Source organism: Amycolatopsis sp. NPDC059657 (assembly GCF_042734395.1).
GTDB lineage: Bacteria > Actinomycetota > Actinomycetes > Mycobacteriales > Pseudonocardiaceae > Amycolatopsis.
The window spans coordinates 41,848-59,039 of sequence record NZ_JBHWEB010000044.1; the positions used below are offsets into that span (position 1 = coordinate 41,848).

The 17,192-nt window shown below is 67.5% G+C and carries 29 protein-coding genes; 26 read left to right on the plus strand and 3 right to left on the minus strand.

Features of this window, described 5'->3' with window-relative positions:
* Positions 1–89: 89 nt before the first annotated feature.
* Positions 90–587 carry a hypothetical protein gene (locus tag ACFV15_RS23835; protein ID WP_378352779.1) on the minus strand — a complete coding sequence of 166 codons (498 nt, stop codon included), beginning with the start codon at positions 585–587 and terminating at the stop codon, positions 90–92.
* A 122-nt stretch (positions 588–709) separates the two neighbouring features.
* Entirely contained in the window at positions 710–892 is a 183-nt protein-coding gene (locus ACFV15_RS23840; RefSeq protein ID WP_378352780.1) for a hypothetical protein, read from the minus strand.
* A 111-nt stretch (positions 893–1,003) separates the two neighbouring features.
* Between ACFV15_RS23840 and ACFV15_RS23845 the strand changes: the two genes are divergently transcribed.
* The 4 genes from ACFV15_RS23845 to ACFV15_RS23860 all read left to right on the plus strand — a co-directional run bounded on the left by ACFV15_RS23845 (position 1,004) and on the right by ACFV15_RS23860 (position 2,477).
* The gene (locus ACFV15_RS23845; RefSeq protein WP_378352781.1) at positions 1,004–1,186 is read left to right on the plus strand and encodes a hypothetical protein; all 183 of its coding nucleotides are present in this window, start codon (positions 1,004–1,006) and stop codon (positions 1,184–1,186) included.
* Complete coding sequence (locus tag ACFV15_RS23850) at positions 1,179–1,550, plus strand: hypothetical protein (protein WP_378352782.1); 372 nt, start codon at positions 1,179–1,181, stop codon at positions 1,548–1,550. Before ACFV15_RS23845 ends, ACFV15_RS23850 begins: the two co-directional genes overlap by 8 nt.
* 16 nt (positions 1,551–1,566) lie before the next feature.
* Positions 1,567–2,121 carry a hypothetical protein gene (locus tag ACFV15_RS23855; protein WP_378352783.1) on the plus strand — a complete coding sequence of 185 codons (555 nt, stop codon included), beginning with the start codon at positions 1,567–1,569 and terminating at the stop codon, positions 2,119–2,121.
* 137 nt (positions 2,122–2,258) lie between these two features.
* Positions 2,259–2,477, plus strand: a complete 219-nt coding sequence (locus ACFV15_RS23860) for a hypothetical protein (RefSeq protein ID WP_378352784.1) — start codon at positions 2,259–2,261, stop codon at positions 2,475–2,477.
* Here the strand turns inward: ACFV15_RS23860 and ACFV15_RS23865 are convergent.
* Positions 2,474–3,163, minus strand: coding sequence for a hypothetical protein (locus ACFV15_RS23865; protein ID WP_378352785.1), 690 nt, complete (start codon positions 3,161–3,163; stop codon positions 2,474–2,476). The two genes, ACFV15_RS23860 and ACFV15_RS23865, sit on opposite strands and share 4 nt — an antisense overlap.
* A 410-nt stretch (positions 3,164–3,573) precedes the next feature.
* Here ACFV15_RS23865 and ACFV15_RS23870 point away from each other — a divergent pair, with 410 nt between their 5' ends.
* The 22 genes from ACFV15_RS23870 to ACFV15_RS23975 all read left to right on the plus strand — a co-directional run bounded on the left by ACFV15_RS23870 (position 3,574) and on the right by ACFV15_RS23975 (position 17,192).
* Positions 3,574–3,870: a hypothetical protein gene (locus tag ACFV15_RS23870; RefSeq protein ID WP_378352786.1), complete on the plus strand. Its 297-nt coding sequence runs from the start codon at positions 3,574–3,576 to the stop codon at positions 3,868–3,870.
* Between the two features lie 596 nt (positions 3,871–4,466).
* Positions 4,467–4,712 (plus strand): hypothetical protein, encoded by a 246-nt coding sequence (locus tag ACFV15_RS23875; protein ID WP_378352787.1) that lies wholly within the window; start codon positions 4,467–4,469, stop codon positions 4,710–4,712.
* On the plus strand, positions 4,712–5,050 hold the full coding sequence (locus ACFV15_RS23880) for a hypothetical protein (protein ID WP_378352788.1): 339 nt from the start codon (positions 4,712–4,714) through the stop codon (positions 5,048–5,050). The genes ACFV15_RS23875 and ACFV15_RS23880 overlap by 1 nt, the downstream gene beginning before the upstream one ends.
* Before the next feature lie 11 nt (positions 5,051–5,061).
* Positions 5,062–5,547, plus strand: a complete 486-nt coding sequence (locus ACFV15_RS23885) for a phage terminase small subunit P27 family (protein WP_378352789.1) — start codon at positions 5,062–5,064, stop codon at positions 5,545–5,547.
* A 17-nt stretch (positions 5,548–5,564) separates the two neighbouring features.
* Positions 5,565–7,238 carry a terminase large subunit gene (locus ACFV15_RS23890; protein WP_378352790.1) on the plus strand — a complete coding sequence of 558 codons (1,674 nt, stop codon included), beginning with the start codon at positions 5,565–5,567 and terminating at the stop codon, positions 7,236–7,238.
* Positions 7,235–8,722 carry a phage portal protein gene (locus tag ACFV15_RS23895; RefSeq protein WP_378352791.1) on the plus strand — a complete coding sequence of 496 codons (1,488 nt, stop codon included), beginning with the start codon at positions 7,235–7,237 and terminating at the stop codon, positions 8,720–8,722. Before ACFV15_RS23890 ends, ACFV15_RS23895 begins: the two co-directional genes overlap by 4 nt.
* The gene (locus tag ACFV15_RS23900) at positions 8,697–9,713 is read left to right on the plus strand and encodes a hypothetical protein (protein ID WP_378352792.1); all 1,017 of its coding nucleotides are present in this window, start codon (positions 8,697–8,699) and stop codon (positions 9,711–9,713) included. Before ACFV15_RS23895 ends, ACFV15_RS23900 begins: the two co-directional genes overlap by 26 nt.
* A 52-nt stretch (positions 9,714–9,765) precedes the next feature.
* Positions 9,766–10,152, plus strand: a complete 387-nt coding sequence (locus ACFV15_RS23905) for a hypothetical protein (protein ID WP_378352793.1) — start codon at positions 9,766–9,768, stop codon at positions 10,150–10,152.
* The gene (locus ACFV15_RS23910) at positions 10,133–10,564 is read left to right on the plus strand and encodes a hypothetical protein (RefSeq protein WP_378352794.1); all 432 of its coding nucleotides are present in this window, start codon (positions 10,133–10,135) and stop codon (positions 10,562–10,564) included. The genes ACFV15_RS23905 and ACFV15_RS23910 overlap by 20 nt, the downstream gene beginning before the upstream one ends.
* A gap of 105 nt (positions 10,565–10,669) precedes the next feature.
* Complete coding sequence (locus ACFV15_RS23915; RefSeq protein WP_378352795.1) at positions 10,670–11,389, plus strand: hypothetical protein; 720 nt, start codon at positions 10,670–10,672, stop codon at positions 11,387–11,389.
* 18 nt (positions 11,390–11,407) lie between these two features.
* Positions 11,408–12,106, plus strand: a complete 699-nt coding sequence (locus ACFV15_RS23920; protein WP_378352796.1) for a hypothetical protein — start codon at positions 11,408–11,410, stop codon at positions 12,104–12,106.
* 14 nt (positions 12,107–12,120) lie between these two features.
* Positions 12,121–13,143, plus strand: coding sequence for a major capsid protein (locus ACFV15_RS23925; RefSeq protein WP_378352797.1), 1,023 nt, complete (start codon positions 12,121–12,123; stop codon positions 13,141–13,143).
* A complete protein-coding gene (locus ACFV15_RS23930) occupies positions 13,143–13,583 on the plus strand; it encodes a hypothetical protein (protein WP_378352798.1) in 441 nt (146 codons plus the stop codon). The genes ACFV15_RS23925 and ACFV15_RS23930 overlap by 1 nt, the downstream gene beginning before the upstream one ends.
* Positions 13,584–13,589: 6 nt before the next feature.
* The gene (locus ACFV15_RS23935; protein ID WP_378352799.1) at positions 13,590–13,985 is read left to right on the plus strand and encodes a Gp19/Gp15/Gp42 family protein; all 396 of its coding nucleotides are present in this window, start codon (positions 13,590–13,592) and stop codon (positions 13,983–13,985) included.
* A gap of 3 nt (positions 13,986–13,988) precedes the next feature.
* The gene (locus tag ACFV15_RS23940; RefSeq protein WP_378352800.1) at positions 13,989–14,273 is read left to right on the plus strand and encodes a hypothetical protein; all 285 of its coding nucleotides are present in this window, start codon (positions 13,989–13,991) and stop codon (positions 14,271–14,273) included.
* A gap of 22 nt (positions 14,274–14,295) precedes the next feature.
* A complete protein-coding gene (locus ACFV15_RS23945; protein WP_378352801.1) occupies positions 14,296–14,526 on the plus strand; it encodes a hypothetical protein in 231 nt (76 codons plus the stop codon).
* A gap of 9 nt (positions 14,527–14,535) precedes the next feature.
* Positions 14,536–14,859, plus strand: a complete 324-nt coding sequence (locus tag ACFV15_RS23950; RefSeq protein WP_378352802.1) for a hypothetical protein — start codon at positions 14,536–14,538, stop codon at positions 14,857–14,859.
* 2 nt (positions 14,860–14,861) lie between these two features.
* Positions 14,862–15,164, plus strand: a complete 303-nt coding sequence (locus ACFV15_RS23955) for an HK97 gp10 family phage protein (RefSeq protein WP_378352803.1) — start codon at positions 14,862–14,864, stop codon at positions 15,162–15,164.
* Entirely contained in the window at positions 15,161–15,604 is a 444-nt protein-coding gene (locus ACFV15_RS23960; RefSeq protein WP_378352804.1) for a hypothetical protein, read from the plus strand. The genes ACFV15_RS23955 and ACFV15_RS23960 overlap by 4 nt, the downstream gene beginning before the upstream one ends.
* Positions 15,605–15,742: 138 nt before the next feature.
* Positions 15,743–16,297 (plus strand): hypothetical protein, encoded by a 555-nt coding sequence (locus tag ACFV15_RS23965; protein WP_378352805.1) that lies wholly within the window; start codon positions 15,743–15,745, stop codon positions 16,295–16,297.
* Positions 16,298–16,311: 14 nt separating this feature from the next.
* On the plus strand, positions 16,312–16,704 hold the full coding sequence (locus ACFV15_RS23970; protein ID WP_378352806.1) for a hypothetical protein: 393 nt from the start codon (positions 16,312–16,314) through the stop codon (positions 16,702–16,704).
* Positions 16,641–17,192, plus strand: coding sequence for a hypothetical protein (locus tag ACFV15_RS23975; RefSeq protein ID WP_378352807.1), 552 nt, complete (start codon positions 16,641–16,643; stop codon positions 17,190–17,192). Before ACFV15_RS23970 ends, ACFV15_RS23975 begins: the two co-directional genes overlap by 64 nt.

The following is a 17,192-nucleotide window of genomic DNA, read 5'->3' on the forward strand; positions in this document are numbered from 1 at the left end:
AGGTGGCGACGGCGTCGCGTGTGGACGGTGAAGTGCCTCCCGGGGGATTCGATCCCCGGCGTCACACCCGGCGGGCGGGAGGCTGTTGTTCAGTGCTGCGGTCGGTCGCGGGTAGCCGCCTTGGCCTCTCGGGCGTCGGCGAGCGCGATACGGCCATCGAGCCGGTTCAGACGCTCGGTGAGCGCGGCGTAGCGCTGTAGGTCGCGGTCCATCTGCTCGAACCGGCGGCGTCCAGCGTTGCGAGCGGCGCGCGAGCGCGAGTTCGGCGACAGGTTGGCCATGGCCCGATCTGCGGGGCCGTCGTCGTTGAACACGTCGAGCCGGGCCTGCACCTGCGCGCGTTCCTCTCGCAGCGACGCGGCCGAGCGGTAGAGGCGTGGCGTGCGCGGCCGCTTGGGCGTTGGCGCGGCGGCTGGCAGGACCACGAACGCTTCGTCGCCATCGCGGATGAACCACTCCAGCAGCGGCGGGAAGCTGCGGTTGCCGTCATAGCGCGCGATCCAGGCTGCCTGGCGGGCGAGCAGGATGTCCATGTACTGCTCGCCGGTGACCGGCTCGGTCAGGTCGGTGGGCTCGGTGCCAAGCATCTCGGTGCTCCTGTCTGGTGTGGAGGCGGGAAGGGCCCGGCCGCCCATCTCCTGTCTGGCGTGGACGGTCGGGCGGCGATGGAACTGCGCGAGGTGGTGCCCCCGAGCCGGGGGCGGGTCGGTCAGTGGCCGTAGTGGTCGAGGAACTTCTGGACGCTGCCGAACGTCGTGGCGATCTTGGCGATGACGTTGGCCTCCGGGGCTCGCTCGGCGCCGACGTAGCCGAGGTCGCGCTCCAGCACGTCGCGCATGTCGGCGAGTGCGGCGGGGGTGATCTCCGGGGTGGTGGTGGTCTGCTCGGTCATCGTGTCCTCCGTTGCTCGCTGCCTGTGGGTACAAATGTACCCCCATGCGTGGCCACGATGCAAGAGGGAAGAGGGGACAAATGTGGGCCAATATGGGGGTACACTTCGCGGATGCCTGCAGAGAAGATGGAGCCGTTCAAGTTCCGCGTCCGGCCCTCGATGCTCGACCAAGCCCAACGCATCGCCGACGCCCGCGGCGACAACCTGTCCGAGATCCTGCGCGACAGCCTCAAGGACTACATCCGCGAGAACACCCACCTACTCAAGGACGGCGAGGTCGGCGACGGTGGCTGAGCGGTACCCGCTCGGCTACCGCTACCTCGACGACGCCGGCGTCGAACTGATCGTCGCCGAGCAGTTGGACGGCGACCGATACACGGTGCGCACGGCGGACTGGCAATGGCGAGACGCCGTCGAACATGCCGAAATAAAACGTTGTCGGCCCGTCCATCGACACTCGCTCTACCGGATCGGCGCGCGCTACCGGCTGCCAGAGGTGGCCGGCGTGTTCGAGATCGTCGAGTACAAGCCGAATGTCAGCTCGCCCCAGATCGACTACCGCGTCCTTAACCTCGACGCCGACCACGACACCGTCGAGGCACACCAGTACCTGGCCGGACGCGCACAATTCCTCAAGGAGGAAACCGAACGTGGCTAACCCGAGACGGCTGCAGATGTGGCTGCTCAAGTGGGCCAAGCAATGGCCGATCCTGCTCGTCGCGGCATCGACCATCCTGATCGTCGTTTCGTTCCGTTTCCTGCTCGGAGCGACCGACTGGGCCGGGCTCGGTCAATGGGTCGGCGGACTCGGCGCGTTCTTCGCGGCGTGGGCGGCGCTGGACATCGCCAAGGGCGAGGCGCGTCGCGAAAATGCCAGGGAAGCCGAGCGGTTGGCTATCCAGACCTACTACGTCTCGGGGGCGTATGGCGGCACAACAACCGAAGGTCGCGCGCGGGTCGTTGTCGACAATCACTCAACCGAACCCATCCTGAACGTTGAATTCGTGAAGGTCCACTCAGACACCTATGGCCCAGTCGAGTGCTCACGCTTCGTCGAGCGGACCGACGTTCTCCTGCCTGGAAAGCAGTGGGGGCTGTGGGTGATACCTGCGAAAGCCCCACTCTCGATCATGTCCAGTGGCCACGTCGAGATCGAGATCGAGTTCAATGACCTCGGCGGCACGAGGTGGCGGCGGGTCGGGGAGCGCCCGCCGGAGGTCGCATCGTGATTGAGGCGCCTTTCAGGATGGCCAGAAACTGCGACTGTTGACACCCTGCTAGCACGCGTGTTCGACTCCAGCGGCTGGCCGGGCACGCCGTTTCCCCGGAAGCCCGGCCAGCGCCGCCCCCACGCTGGAGACCCGCTATGCCCATTCGAGCAGTCCACACGCTCACCCGCGAAGTCCGCGGCTGGCGCCACCCGCTGGACGCCGAGGCCTACTTTGCCGAGCACGACCGCGACCAGTGGATCATCACGGAGGAGATCTGGCGCTGCGACGGCCTCGGCCAGCCCGCGCTCCTGCCCGACGGGCGCTCGACCGCCGGACCTTACTACGACACCGAAGACGGCCAGCCCGCGTTCTAGGAACCGTTCGTGCGTTCGGCCGAGCGAGGACGTTGCAGTCGGCGTCGGGACCTGGCGATCGCGTCGTCAAGCTGCCTGTCTGGATTGCCAACGCCGACCCGTCGCCAGCGGAGGCCGACCGCGTCCGTGAACTCGATCGTGATGAGCGTTCCTTCGGGCAATGCCTCGCGGTCTTGCCCAGGTGCGGGTGTGATCAACGTCTGCAGCTCGACCCGATCGCCGGGACCCAGCACATCGGACACGTACAGCGGACGTTTGCTGTCGAACTCGTCGATTCCGATCGTGATCACGAACCCGGGCTCGGCCGTCCCGTTCAGCTTTGACGGGACCACTGAGACCAAGGACACCGCCGACACGGGGAAGGCGCTGTGGTTCTCAATCACGATCCCCGGGACGTTGCTCTCGACCTTCTGTGCCCCCGCCCGTGTCAGCCGGGTGCTGACCGTCTTGATCAGGTCGCGGCCGACCGTGACCAGCCGGGCCTGAGCTGACTCCTGGTCCCGGCGCTCACGGTCGCGAAGCCGTCCATCTCGCATCGCGATCGATAGGGCGACGATCACCGCGGCGATAGACCCGATCGCGCCTGCCCACTGGCCCCAGCCGGCGAAGACATCGGCGTCGATTCCGAACACGGTCGCGGCGAGCGGCATGTCGGTTCCGGTGAAGGTGGGAGGCGGCGTCAGCATCGCCGGATCGTACCTGCGAGACCCTTCCTGAACGGTTCCGGAACCCTTTGCCAACCACAAGATCTTGTAGTCGCATACCCTTCCGAGACCCTACGCATACCCTTCGAGAACCCTCCGAAATCCATACCCTCTCGATACCCTTCGCGAACCCTGTCATGGTTATGGCTAGGGAAGTGGATCTCTTACGTCTCGTAGGTGGTTTCTTTGGGGGGTCGCGCACGCGCGCACACACGCGAGGCCCCGTCGGCTCCGTCACATCCGCCACGCCAGCCCCACGCCCAACTTGACAACCGACCTGGGCGAACGCACTATGTTGCCAAGATGTCGATCAGTGGGTCCGAAACCTGATCCATCACCCAGACCCCGAGCCCACCCGGCCGGGGTCTTCGCACATCCACGGGAGGCGCACCGTGGCCACCACGATCCACCGCTACCGCCTCAAGGTCGTCGACGAGCAGACCGTCCCGATGCCCGCAGGCGCCGAGGTTCTTCACGTCGCCCACCGCCCGTGGTCCCAGCTCCCCGACATCGACGTCTGGGCACGCGTCGACAGCAGCCAGCCAGACACCCCCCGCACCTTCCGCATCGCAGGCACCGGGCATCCCCTCGACGACCGCCCGCACCACCACCTCGGCAGCGCCCTCCTACCCGGGCAGCACGCCGTCTTCCACGTCTTCGAGATCCTGAGCTCGAACGACACGACCTGACCGCCATGCCGGTCATCACGTGCAGCAAACCCGGCTGCCCCACCCCCGTCGACCACCGCGGCCCCTGCCCCCGACACAGCGCCATGGCCAACCGCCACCGCGCACGCACCACACCCACCAAACGCACACGCGACTGGACCGAGATCAACCGCCGACGCCGAACAGTCGCAGCCCACCGAGCCGAACACGGCGACTGGTGCCCCGGCTACCGCGTCCCAGCCCACGCGAGCAGCGACCTCACCGCAGACCACGTGACACCCATCGCCAAGGGTGGCCACCCCCGCGGCCCCCTCTCGGTCCTCTGTCGCCCCTGCAACAGCCGCAAGGCAGCACGCTGACCAGCTGCAGCAAGCGCGACGCAGGCACAGTGAGCACCAGGTCAGGGCAGGCAGCAGCAGGCAGGGCACAAGGGCAACGCGATCATCGTTAGTTGATCACCAATGATGATCATCCACAATGGATGAACAAATGTATAAAGATGATCAGCAAGCAGACCCAGGGGGTGCCCCCTCCCCCCACCGACGCGCCCATTCGCCCCGGGCAAGGCACACGTACGGGCGGACGACTTTTCGAGTTTTCGGACGGCGGTGATCAAGATGGAGATCGACCACCACAGTCCGCGCGCTGTCTCCGTGCTGCTGTCCGGCGCGCTCACCAACCTCGGCGTGATCCAGCCGCCGGACCTGCGCGGCCCGGTCGGAGACATCCTCCGAGCTGGCATCGAGATGTGCGTGACGTCGCGCCCGTCGCTGCTCGGCCTGCCGATCGAGAACACGATCAGGCTGGCTCACGCCGTGATGAACGCCGCGGCGTTCCAGGACGACGAAGAGGCTGGCCGCTGATGGGCTCGCGGTCGACCTACCTGAGCCCGCCCGATCTTCGCCGCCTGGACTGGGCATGCCGGCCGATCACCGCCGCATTCGGCAGGCCGCCGTACCTCGTCGGCTCGGCGCTGACCCGGCCGGACTACCGGGACATCGACGTGCGGCTGATCCTCGACGACGAGGTGTTCGACCAGCTCGTGCTGAACGACGAAGTCCACCTGCTGCTGAACATCGCACTCGGCGACTTCGTGGCCAAGTCCGCGAACTTGCCCGCGCCGGTCGACTTCCAAATCCAGTCTCGGACCGAGGCCAACGTTCCTGAGCACGGCGGCCGGAACCCGCTGGGCATGCGATAGCGGAGGTGATCATGGGAGCGCGAGGGAAGCCCCCGGCGCCGACCGCGCTGAAAATCCTCCACGGCACCAAACCGAGCAGGATCAACCAGAACGAGCCCGTCCCGGACACCGCAACCGTCGTGCCACCGCGGGAGCTCGACCACCGAGCTCAAGAGATCTGGGACCGGCTCGCCCCCGACCTCATCCGCAAGGGAGTCCTCACCGCCTGGGACGTCGACAGCTTCGCGACGTTCTGCACCATGGTCGTCGTCAACCAGGACGCCACCCGCGACGTCGAGCAGAACGGCACCAGCATCACGACGCTGGTCCGCGAAACCCACGACGGCACCTGCATCTACGACCTGCGCAAGAACCCCGCGTGGCAGGTCGCCCGAGAATCCGCGACGCTCATCGTCACCCTCGGCGGCCGGTTCGGGCTCAACCCGTCCGACCGCTCGCAGCTGTCCCTGCCGCCGGTCGAAGAGTCCGGCAAGGGAGCTGAGCGGCTCCTCGGCTGAGGACCGGAGGCGTCACCATGGCCCCTCCGATCTGCGGGCGCGTGCTCGACGACATCGAGTGCACCGAGCGCGGCGACCACTTCTGCGAGCCACGCGCCAGGCACGCCGAGCTGTTCTTCTCCGAAGTCCTCGTCCACACCAAGGGCGTCTGGGCACGGAAGAAGTTCCTGCTCGCCGACTGGCAGGCACACGAGATCATCCGCCCGGTGTTCGGTCCGGTCCGCTGGTCCGACGAGTTCGACCGCTACGTGCGAGTCATCCACATCGTGTGGATCGAGCTCGCCCGCAAGCAAGGCAAGTCCGAAATCCTCGCCGGGATCGCGCTCTACATGCTGTGCGCCGACGGCGAGGACTCGGCCGAGATCTACGGCGCCGCGTGCGACCGCGACCAGGCCCGCAAGGTGTTCGACGTCGCCGCGCGAATGGTGCAGCTGTCGCCACTGCTGTCCAAGCGGCTGATCATCAAGAAGCACGAGAAGCGCATCGTCGACGAGAAGACCGGGTCCTACTACGAGGTCATCGCCGCGGACGCCGCCGGTAACCTCGGCCACAACCCGCACTGCATCGTCTTCGACGAGGTCCTCACCCAGAAGAATGGGGACCTGTGGGACTCGCTGCGCACCGCCATGGGAACCCGTTCCCAGGCGATGATGGTCGCCGCGACGACGCCCGGCGACGACCCGTCGTCGTGGTGCGGCGGCATGCACGACGAGATGGAACGCGTCGCCGAGCAGCCCGACCGGGCGCCGCATACACACGTCTTCCTGCGGAACACACCGCCGGACGCCGACCCGTGGGACGAATCGGGCTGGAAGTTCGCGAACCCCGCGCTCGGCGAGTTCCTGTCGTGGCAGGCACTTCGCGAGGAAGCGCAGGAGGCGCGCAACGACCCGGCGAAGGAAAACTCGTTCCGCCAGTACCGGCTCGCGCAGTGGGTGCGGCAGAAGTTCCGCTGGATGCCGATGCACCTGTACGACGAGTGCGCTGGCGACGTGTGGCTGAAGCCGGACTATCACCGCTCGCGGCTCGTTGGGAAGCCGGCGTGGGCAGGGATGGACTTGGCGGCGAAGTTCGACCTCACCGCCTGGTGCGTGCTCGTTCCGGAAGACCGCTGGGTTCACGCCATGTGGAGGTTTTGGCTGCCGGAGGATGCGCTGCCCGAGCTGGACAAGCACAACGACGGCAAGTTCACCCGCTGGGCCCGCGAAGGCTGGATCACGATCACCGAGGGAAACGTCGTCGACTACCAGCGGATCTACGCCGACGTCGAGAAGGACGCGAACGACTTCGAGCTCGTCGCCGCGGACGCCGACCAGTGGTCGATGGCGCCGGTCATCCAGGAGGTCGAGGCACGCACCGGTATCTGGGAGATCGAGTCGTACAACAACACTTACCAGTCCATGACTCCCGGCATGGACGAGCTGATGGCGCTGGTCAAACAGAACCTCCTGATGCACCACGGGAACCCGGTAGCGCGCAGCTGTTTCGACCAGGTCGAGGTGCGGAAAGCACCGTACAACCCGGAGTTGATCCGGCCGGACAAGCCGGAACGCAGCAAGACCGGTAAGCGAATCGACGGCGTGCCCGCCGCAGCGATGGCGTGCAACGCGATGCTCCGGTCGCCGCTTGCTGAAACTGCGCCGCCGGAAAGCCGCAAGATCGTCGTTTCGAGCAGGGGGAGGTCCGCGTGAAGCTGTCCGACCTCACACCCGAGCAGTGGTACGGGCGGCTCAAGGACCGCGCCGAGCAGCAGCGCGAAGACGCGGTCCTGTGGTGGAAGTACATGGACCTCGAGCAGGACCTCGTGTACGTCGCGCGGATCATCGCCGAGCAGGACGGCCGGTTCCCGCCGATGCTCATGCCCTGGTCCGAGCTCGTGATCGAGTCCGTTGTGGAACGGCTCCGGCACGAGGCGTTCCTCTCCGGCGAGCAGCCCGTCGACGAGCTCAACCAAGCCTGGCAGGCCAACGACCTCGACGAGGCCAGCGACGAGGCGCACATCGCCGCCGGCGTCGGCGGCCTGCAGTACGTCATGGTCGGTCCGGACGGCCCCGGCGGCGGACCGATGGTCACCACCGAATACGCCGACGAGGTCGCCGTCGAGCTTGACCCGCGGACCCGGCAGCCCATCGTCGGTCTCAAGCGGTGGCAGGAAGACAACTTCGAAGGCGGCAACACCGAGCGCGCCGCGCTCTACATCCCGACGTTCCCGACCGTCACGGACGGCGCGTTCGGGCCATGCCGCGTGTACGAGATGAACGACAAGGGGAAGTTCGAGCAGCTGCCCGACCTCGGCAACTGGTCACGTGTGATCGCCAACGACCGCAGCTTACCCAGCGTGCCGCTCGTACCGATGCGGTCGAATCCCCGCCGCGGCCGGTACTTCTCGGACTTGAAGCAGCTGCAGCACGGCCTCGACGGTGCTAACCAGACGATGACGAACATGATGGCCGGCATCGAGCACCACGCCGTCGGTCGCAAGTGGATCGTCGGCGCCACGGCGAAAGACTTCGTCGACGAGAACAACAAGCCGATCCCGCTGTGGAAGGTCGCCACCGGAGACGTCTGGGGCATCCCTCACGCGAAGTCGACAGTCCGCGGCGAGACCGCGCCACCGATCCAGGTCGGCCAGTTCTCGGCCAGTGACCTGCGGAACTTCCACGAGAGCTATAAGGTCCTCGCGCTCACGGTCGCGTCGAAGTACGGGATGCCGCCTAGCTACATGGGCTACTCCAGCGAGAACCCGCCGTCGGCCGAGTCAATCCTCTACGCGCTCGAGCGGCTCGTGCTCCGCACCGAGAAGCGTCAGCTCTGGTACGGCGGTGCGTGGAACCGAGCGGCCCGGATCCAGTGGGCGATAATGGAGAAGGACCCGAACAGGATCGCGTCGATGGAGTCGAAGTGGCGCAACGCCGCCACGCCGACGCTCGCATCGCGGATCGACGCCGCGGTGAAGGCGGTCGGTGGCGGTGTCATCGACAACGAGCAGGCCTGGACCGACATCGGGTACAGCGAGCAGACCAAGGCCGGGATGCGCAAGCGCATGGCCGACCGTGCCGCGGACTTCCGGCGCGCGGCGAACGACCTCCGCAACCTCGACGTCGGCGTCGGCGTGAACCCGGATCAGCCCGCCGAGCCGGGAGTGACCGATGTCCCTGCCGCCGTCGGTGCTTGATATCGCCCGTCCCTACGCCAACCGTCAGACCGCGCTCGCGCAGGAGGCGCTCGCGGTGCTCGGACCGGCCACCCGCGCGGGCGCATCGAACCCGACGCGGTGGCGTAACGCGATCGCCGACGCGGCCGAGAACCTCCTGGTGCTGCAGGTCGCGACGACCGAGGACGCCGACCGATACGTGACCGCGGTCCTCGAGGAACAGGGCGCGACCGTACTCGCCGGGCCGGAGGTCAACACCGAGGGGTTCGCCGACATCACCGAGGGCGGCGGGTCCTGGCTGAAGAACCTGATCTACGCGCCGATCTCGGTGGCGAAGGCCGCGCGAACGCTCGGCTCCGACGAGGCCCGCCGGAACGCCGACCTGGTCGCGATGTCCATCGTGCTCACCGGCATGCAGGACACCGGCCGAGCGGCGGCGGCCGCCGCGATGACGAGCCGTGGTGCGAATCGGTACGTGCGGATGCTCAACGGCAAGTCGTGCGCGCGGTGCGCCGTGCTGGCCGGGCGGGTCTACAAGATCGGCGCGTTCCGGCGGCACCCGCGGTGCGACTGCCGGAACATCCCGGCTGCCGAGGACGTCGCGGGGGACTGGACGACCGACCCGAAGGTCTACTTCCGGTCGTTGTCCACGAAGGACCAAGACCGGATCTTCACCTCGGGTGGCGCGCAGGCGATCCGCGACGGAGCGAATATCTCGCAGGTCGTGAACGCCCGACAGGGAATCGAGGTAGCCACTGCCTTCGGGCAGGAGGTCAAAGCCACGACCGTCGGCACCACGCGCCGGGCAACGTTCGGCGGCTACGAAATCCTCGACGACGGCACGTTCCGGAAGCGCGCCGACTCGGAGATGCGGCGTCGCCCGGGTAAGCGGAACTTCTTTGCGAAAGCTCCCCGGCTGCTGCCGGACGAGATCTACAGCCTGGCCGAGCAATTCGGTTGGGACAGAACGGAAATCCTGCGGCAGCTACGGAGATTTGGATACCTGCTCTGACCTGAGCAGGACAACGCCTCGGGATGGGGCGGACAGAGAGAAGGTGGGCGGGATGCCCAAGGAAAACATCACCGACACGGTCCAGCGGCGCTGGCGGGCCGAGGTTACGTGGCGCCCAGAGAGCCGGTTTTGCAGGGCTTGCGCGACGTCCTGGACGGCCTTCGTCGACGTCTGTGACTGCTCGGAGTACCAGCCGGGGGACGTGGTGGTCAGCTCGGGTCACGTGCAGCTCGCGTCCGTCAACCTCGACAGCAAGTTCGTGACGCCAGCGAACCCCGCCGACCCGGTGGGTGAGCCAGCGGAACCGTTCACTGGCTGGCGAGTGACGCTCGACCAAACCGCGATCGAGCGCACGATCGACGCGCTCGTCCGCGCTGGAACGCAGGCGTTCCCGGACTGGAAGCGCGACTGGTCGACTGATGGCTCCGCGACTCCGTAGGTTCACGATCTCGACGGACCGGATCGGACCCAGACGCTGGTGCTGGGTCCGCATCCATCCCGACGAGGCACACTTCGCCGCCGCAGCGAAACGCCTCGCGCCGTGGCACGACGAGCCTGGCTGGTGGGATGGCTGCCTCGGCTGCTTCCAGCCGACAGGTTGGATCGAGCACGACGACGGCGCCATCGAATACCCGCGCAACGGATTCGCCGGAACACTTCGGCTGATCGACGGCCACGTTACAAGCGAGATCGTCGCTCACGAACTCGTGCACGCCGCGGTCCAGATCTACCGCATGAACGTCAAGCGCGACGTTCGACTCAGCCGCGACTGTGGCCAACGCGAAGAAGAGCTCGCCTACATCTACGGCGAGCTCTACGGCTCCCTGATGAGCTACACAGATTTCCCCTGAGCCGCGATGGCCAGAGGAGAACACCCAGCTCTGACACGCGATGTGCGGAGCGAACGCCTCGACGCGCGACGCGCGAGACGACGACCATCCACGGAGGACCGCGCGATGCGGAACACCCTGCCCGAACACACCACCAAGCGGCACCCGATCACAGGCCAGCCGCTGACGGCGCTCGGCTACAAGAAGAACGGCTCGCCGATCTGGCCGATCCTCGGCGGTTCCACCCCCATCGGCACGCCACCGGCAGGCGCGACGCCACCGGCAGCACCGCCGACTCCGGCACCGCCCGCGACCCCGCCAGCAGCACCCGCTGCGCCCCCTCCCGCTGCACCGGCCGCTGGCGCGACGCCCACGCCACCCGCAGCGGATGCACTCGGCCCGGCAGGGCTCGCCGCCTTGGCCGCCGAGCGCGAGAAGAACGCGGATCTGGTCCGGCAGCTCGCCGCCGCGACGGCAGCGCAGAACGCCGGGATGACCGACCAGGAGCGCACCGCAGCCGCGCTCGCCCAGATGCAGAAGGACCTGGCGTTCGAGAAGCAGGAGCGATTCCGCCTCACCGCCGCCAATACCCACAGCATCCCGGCCACGCACCTGCACCTGCTCACCGCGACCGACGAAGCCGGGCTCGAAGCCCAGGCCAAGACGGTCGGAGAAATGCTCGCGGCCATCGCGGCAGCAGCTGGAGGAACCCCGCCAGCTACGCCGCCCGGAACACCGCCTCCGGCGCCACTTCCCGGGCAGGGAACCCCACCCGCGCCTCCAGCGACCACGTCGGTCGCGTCAGGGCGCGAGCTCTACGCGCAGCGCAACCCACAGAAAACCTGACCCCGAAAGGGAAACACCATGGACCTGACCCAGCGGTCCGAGTCCTTCGCCGTGGACGACACGTCCTGGCTGGGCTCGCGCCACGGTGTCGGATCGTGCCGTTCGGTCACGCTCGACACCTCCGCATTCACGCCGTCGCTCCACTACCCGGACGGCTTCTTCAAGTCCGGACTGGCACTCGGCAGGATCACCGCCAGCGGGCTGTACGGCCCGTACGGCGGCACCACCGACGAGGTCCAGACGCTCACCGTCGGCGGCTCCGGCCTGACCAGCTTCACGATCACGTGGAACGGCCAGACCACGAGCTCGCTCGTGGCTGCCGCGACCGCCGCTCAGGTTCAGGCCGCGCTCGAAGCGCTGTCCAACATCGGTGTCGGCGACGTCACCGTGACCGGCAGCGCGGGCGGCCCGTGGACCGTGACGTTCGGCGGCGCGCTCGCCGACACCAACGTCGCTGCGATGACCACAACGCCCACCGGCGGCACCGGCGTCGTCAACGTCGCGACCACGACCGCGGGCGGTGCTGACGGCTCGGCCGACGGTACCGAGGTGTTCGCCGGGTTCCTGATGTTCAGGGTGGCCGCTCCCGCATCGACGTCCACGGACGTCGTCGGCGCGATGCTCGAACACGGCCGCGTCGTCAACGCCAAGCTGCCGATCCCCGTCGACGCCGCCGGTCGCGCGGACGCCGCCGGCCGAATCATCTTCGAACTCTGAAAGGGGTGCTGTAAATGGACATCTTCAACGAATACATCACCCCGGCGCAGCTCACCGGCTACGCGCGAGCGGCGCTCGCCGACCGGCCGGAGAACGCGTTCCGGCTGGCGCAGTACATGCCGTACCGAGAGGTCAACGACCTCGTGTACCGGTACGACAAGGGCGCCGGCGGTCTCCTCGAGGCCGCGAACTACCGGGCGTACGACGCCGAGCCGGGCTTCGGGTCCCGCGAGGGCATCGAGCGCGTCACCGGCGAACTGCCGCCCATCGGGCAGCAGTACGTCCTCGGCGAGTACGACACGCTCCGGCTGCGCGCGAACGCCGACCAGGCGATCCGCGACCTGTTCCTGCGGGACGCCGAACGGATCGCACGACAGATCCAGACTCGGCTGGAGTTCGCCCGCGCCGACGCTCTGGTGAACGGCTCGGTCACGATCGCGGAGAAGGGCGTTCAGGCGACCGTCTCCTTCAACCGGTCGGGCAGCCACTCGGTGTCCGCGGCGATCGCGTGGTCCGACCACACGAACGCGACGGTGATCGACGACCTGCAGACGTGGGCCGACACGTACACCACGACCAACGGTGAGCGGCCGGGAACGATCCTGACCAGCACCACGGTCATCAACCACATGCTGCGGAACAAGCAGGTCGGTCTCCTGGTGTACCCGCTGGCCACGACCGTGCCGGGTCAGGTGACTCTCCTGCAGCTGAACCAGGTGCTGCAGGACTTCGACCTGCCGACCATCACCAGGTTCGACGCGCAGGCGAAGCGCAACGGCGTCGCGCAGCGGTTCATCCCCGCGGACAAGCTGCTGTTCCTCCCGGCCAACGGTTCGGACATGGGCGCCACGCTGTGGGGCACCACGGCCGAGTCCCTCGAGCCGGAGTACGGGATCGCCGCGAACGAGCAGCCGGGCATCGTCGTCGGCGCGTTCAAGCAGAAGGAGACCCCGGTTCGGGTGTTCACGATCGGCTCGGCGATCGCGCTGCCGATCCTGGCGCAGCCGGACCTGTCCTTCGTCGCGGACGTCATCTGATGGGCCGCCTGCGCACCACCGTGCACGTCACGGACGACGCAGGCGCCACCCACGTCTTCGGACCGTACTCCGCCGTGCCCGACTGGGCCACGGAGAAGATCACCAACCCGAAGGTGTGGGAGGTCGAGCCCGAACGCGGCCAGGCTTCCATCATCACCGAGCCACCGCCGGCCCCGCCCGCCGATCCGGTTCCTGCGGCCGCGGCCGATGAGGCAGTCCAGCAACAGCCGGTCGGCGATGGCGATCAGTCGCCTGCAGCGGCGCCGACCGAGCCGCTTCCCGAGCCGCCCCGCAGCGGTAAGGGATCCGGTGCCGACGCGTGGCGCGAGTACGCGATGAGCACCGGCTGGTTCGACTCGGTGTCCGAGGACGCCAACCGCGAGGAGATCATCGCCGCCGTCGACGAGCAGCGCGCCGCGATCGAAGCCGAGAAGGAGTGAGGTCTGGTGGCCACGTACGCGATCGCCACGGAAGTGGCCACCAGGCTCGGCCTCACCTTCGATGCAGTGCAGACCAATCAGGCCAACGCGCTGCTGGAGGACGTCTCCGCATTCATGCGGGCCCGCATCAGGAAGGTCGCAGGGGTCGATCTTGACGTCGAGATCGCGGCGGGTCGAGTTGATACGGCCGTAGCCAAGGGCGTGTGTTGCCAGGTCGCGATGCTCGCCATCGACGTCGCGGAGACCGGACCGGCCAAGCAGGGCGAGACCTATCCGGAGAGGTCGGTGCAGATCCGTGTCGGCGCTGCGGCCGAGCTCTACCTCACCGATACCCAGGTCGACCTTCTGACACCGACAACCACCGACGAACGCGGCAAAGCGTTCTCCGTCCACCCGGGATGACACATGCCTGACGAGAGCACGACCCCGATCCACGACCCCGGCCCGAGCGTTGCCGTCGTCTACGACGCGGACGGCGCCGAGCACTACGCGTCCCGCACCTCGAAGTTCGTCGTCGACGGCCTGGCGAACGGCACGCTGACGACCGAACCGCCGGCGCGCGAGGAGCCGCAAGAGGGAGGCGACCGTGAGGCTGGACCAGGTGGTGACGATCAGAAACCCGGTGGTCGGAACCGTAACCGACCCGGCAACGGGTCAGCAGATCCCGCTGCCGCCGGCGGAAACGCCTAACGTCGCGGCCCGTCTTTCCCAGGTGTCCATCAAGGACCACGGCTCGCAGGTCGAGCTCGGCGGCACGCAGGACACCACCATCAGCTACTGGACGATCCTCGTGCGACCTGGCACGCCGCTGCGCGAAGACTCGACCGTCGTCGACGCGTCCGGCCGGACGTTCGAAGTCCAGGGCAAGCCCGCCCGCCGCCCCGAGCGCGCGACGAAGTACGTCGCCGCGCTCGCCCGGCTCATCTCCGACATGCAGAGCTAGGAGCTCGTCATGCCCGCCACCCTCATCACGCCGACCTACCTCGACCACAAGACCGCGATCGTCAAGCCGACGCCGGTGGCGTGCGACCCGACCAACGGCAACCGCATCCCGAACGGCGGGCACCTGACGCTGGAGATGATCGCGGCCGCGGGCGGCACGGTCACCATCGCGTTCCCGAACAAAGTGGACGGGCAGACCGTTCCTCCGCTGACCTACACGTTCACCGGTGCTCAGAGCAGGATGGCGGGCGGCTGGCCTGTCAACATCTACGGGTCCGAGGTGCTGGTGACCGGTTCGGTGAACACGATCACGATCGTCGCGACCGAGGCCTGATCGTGGCCGTCCGGATCACGCTCTACCGGGACCAGCTGCTCGCCGAGGCACGCAAGATCTCGACGGAACAGCGGGTAGAGATCGCGCACCAGGCCGCGGGGGACGCGGTCGCGTCGGCGCCGGTGCTAACCGGGGAGTATCGGGACGGCATCCACGTCGAGACCAACGGCGACCAGGTGTCCATCGTGGACACCGATCCCGAGTCGATCTACAAGGAGTACGGCACCTCGGACACCCCGGCGCACATGACTCTGACCGAGGCCGCGTCCAAGTACGGCCGCTATTCGGGCTGGGGTGCACGATGACCGGCACGTACACGCTGCCGAACCTGGCTGAGCCGATCCGGGAACTGCTGCTCGCCGACGGGCCGTTTGCTGCGCTCACGCAGTCCCGGCTCGGCACGCGCGCGCCGGAAGACGTTACTACGCCGTATGCGGTGCTGCGCTGCGCGGCCAGCCCACTGTCCTCGTCGAGCCGCAGCGTTGGCTGGCGTGGCACTGTGCAGCTGCACGGCTGCGCCACCGGCTGGGTGAACAGCAAGGCACCTGAGACGGTGTCGTGGGACATCTGCGCGGCCGCCGCGCGGGTGCTCGACCGATCCGGCCAGCAGATCTGGGGCGACGTCACCTACACGCCGCGGCTCACCGACGGGCCCTTGCCGATGGACCCGGATCGCAGCCGCGGCGAAGCGAACGTCGTGCACTGGGCGCTGATCCGCGCCGAACTGATCATCCACTTGCGATAGATCCCGGTCCCCGGTCCGCCGTTCATGGCGGGGGCGCCCTGGCGGCGGACCGGCCTTTCTTCCACAGCGCCCCATATCCAGGACGCCCCCGCATCGGTATCCACCATCCCCGCGCTGCGGGACACACCAGGAGGACACATGTCCACGTATGCGGACAGCTCCAAGGCCCGCGTGTGGGAAGACGGCGACGCCTTCCGCGCGCCCGCGGGCACCGCGATCCCGGCGAACATCTTCGCCGCGAGCCTTTCCGGCTGGGACGCCTACGGCGGCATCAGGGCGGGATTCAAGGTCACACAGGACCGTCAGGTCGACCCGCTCGACATCTGGAACAACAAGTCGGGCGCCGCGTACAAGACCAAGAAGCAGCCGCCGGTCGGCACGATCGCGCTGGAACCCGTCGACAACTCGAAGGCCACCATCCTCACGCTGCTTCGCGGCGGCTCCGTCTCGGCGGCCGCCGGCGGGTACGAGCACATCGCCGGTGACGACGAGGAATTCGCGCTCATCATTCGTGTCTACGACGGGACCGAGCAGAAGGCGTACTACATCGAAAAGGGCGAGCTCGCGTCCATTCCCGAAGAGACCATGGACGGCGAGGACATCGAGGGCTGGCCGCTCGAAATCTCGCCGCTCGCGCCGGACTCCGGCGGCAAGGCCATCCGCAAGTTCACCACCTCCAACCCGCTCGCCTGAACAGGAGCAGCAGCATGACGCAGGGCGCCCCCAAACGAGCACCACGAACCACCAAAGCCGCCCAGCCGCAACAGCTCGTCGTTCCCGACCGAGGCGACGAATTGCTCGACCTCGACGAGGAACTGTCCAAGCTCGGCCTTCTCGGCGAGCGGCGAGTCAAGATCGGCGGGCAAGCGTTCCGTTTCGTGAAGTCGGCCACCATGCAGCAGCTGACGGACTACAACGCCGAGGACAAGGTCGTCGACGCGATCGCTGTGCTCCTCTTCGACCCGTCCGAAAAGGACGAGCTGGTCGCGGCATTCGAACGGCAGCGGCAGCCGATCCTCGCCGAGCAACAGAAGGTGTGGACCGAGCGGCTGATGAAGTTCATCCTTGGCCAGGACGCGGGGGAATCCTCGGCGTCCTGACCGAGCTCGTCACGACTCGTTGGGACGCCGTCCTCTCTGACTTCCGCCGCTACTACCAGACCGACCTGCGACACGCCTGGCGGACAATGCCCGCCGCCGACGTCGTAGCGCTCATCAGAAAGCTGCCTGCGGACTCTGCGCTCGCACAGGCCGAGAACGACGGCCCGCCATGGGGCATCGTCGAAGAGAACGCCGCTCGGATGCTCGACATCGCGGCCTGGCAAGCCGAACTTGAATGGGTCGACCGGATCACAGACCCGGAAGACCGTGCGGTGAAACGCGAACGAGCGCTCGCGAAACGAGCGGGCATCAAGCCGCCGAACCACCCGATCGTCCCACCCGTGGCATACCGGCCGCCGAAGATCGCCGAACTGCGGTGGAACGAATACAACGCCGCGGTCGAGCTCTACAACGCACAGAACGAACCAGCCGAGGTTCGGCACGTGAGCTCCGCCGACTTCGACTCGATCATGGGTCTAGATAGCTGA

Coding starts and splice junctions, on each gene's coding strand:
- ACFV15_RS23845 (WP_378352781.1), top strand. CDS start 1,004: ATGCCTGCAGAGAAGATGGAGCCGTTCAAGTTCCGCGTCCGGCCCTCG.
- ACFV15_RS23855 (WP_378352783.1), top strand. CDS start 1,567: ATGTGGCTGCTCAAGTGGGCCAAGCAATGGCCGATCCTGCTCGTCGCG.
- ACFV15_RS23915 (WP_378352795.1), top strand. CDS start 10,670: ATGCGGAACACCCTGCCCGAACACACCACCAAGCGGCACCCGATCACA.
- ACFV15_RS23930 (WP_378352798.1), top strand. CDS start 13,143: ATGGGCCGCCTGCGCACCACCGTGCACGTCACGGACGACGCAGGCGCC.
- ACFV15_RS23875 (WP_378352787.1), top strand. CDS start 4,467: ATGGAGATCGACCACCACAGTCCGCGCGCTGTCTCCGTGCTGCTGTCC.
- ACFV15_RS23840 (WP_378352780.1), bottom strand. CDS start 892: ATGACCGAGCAGACCACCACCACCCCGGAGATCACCCCCGCCGCACTC.
- ACFV15_RS23900 (WP_378352792.1), top strand. CDS start 8,697: ATGTCCCTGCCGCCGTCGGTGCTTGATATCGCCCGTCCCTACGCCAAC.
- ACFV15_RS23920 (WP_378352796.1), top strand. CDS start 11,408: ATGGACCTGACCCAGCGGTCCGAGTCCTTCGCCGTGGACGACACGTCC.
- ACFV15_RS23950 (WP_378352802.1), top strand. CDS start 14,536: ATGCCCGCCACCCTCATCACGCCGACCTACCTCGACCACAAGACCGCG.
- ACFV15_RS23905 (WP_378352793.1), top strand. CDS start 9,766: ATGCCCAAGGAAAACATCACCGACACGGTCCAGCGGCGCTGGCGGGCC.
- ACFV15_RS23940 (WP_378352800.1), top strand. CDS start 13,989: ATGCCTGACGAGAGCACGACCCCGATCCACGACCCCGGCCCGAGCGTT.
- ACFV15_RS23960 (WP_378352804.1), top strand. CDS start 15,161: ATGACCGGCACGTACACGCTGCCGAACCTGGCTGAGCCGATCCGGGAA.
- ACFV15_RS23925 (WP_378352797.1), top strand. CDS start 12,121: ATGGACATCTTCAACGAATACATCACCCCGGCGCAGCTCACCGGCTAC.
- ACFV15_RS23835 (WP_378352779.1), bottom strand. CDS start 587: ATGCTTGGCACCGAGCCCACCGACCTGACCGAGCCGGTCACCGGCGAG.
- ACFV15_RS23865 (WP_378352785.1), bottom strand. CDS start 3,163: ATGCTGACGCCGCCTCCCACCTTCACCGGAACCGACATGCCGCTCGCC.
- ACFV15_RS23860 (WP_378352784.1), top strand. CDS start 2,259: ATGCCCATTCGAGCAGTCCACACGCTCACCCGCGAAGTCCGCGGCTGG.
- ACFV15_RS23970 (WP_378352806.1), top strand. CDS start 16,312: ATGACGCAGGGCGCCCCCAAACGAGCACCACGAACCACCAAAGCCGCC.
- ACFV15_RS23890 (WP_378352790.1), top strand. CDS start 5,565: ATGGCCCCTCCGATCTGCGGGCGCGTGCTCGACGACATCGAGTGCACC.
- ACFV15_RS23880 (WP_378352788.1), top strand. CDS start 4,712: ATGGGCTCGCGGTCGACCTACCTGAGCCCGCCCGATCTTCGCCGCCTG.
- ACFV15_RS23910 (WP_378352794.1), top strand. CDS start 10,133: ATGGCTCCGCGACTCCGTAGGTTCACGATCTCGACGGACCGGATCGGA.
- ACFV15_RS23965 (WP_378352805.1), top strand. CDS start 15,743: ATGTCCACGTATGCGGACAGCTCCAAGGCCCGCGTGTGGGAAGACGGC.
- ACFV15_RS23885 (WP_378352789.1), top strand. CDS start 5,062: ATGGGAGCGCGAGGGAAGCCCCCGGCGCCGACCGCGCTGAAAATCCTC.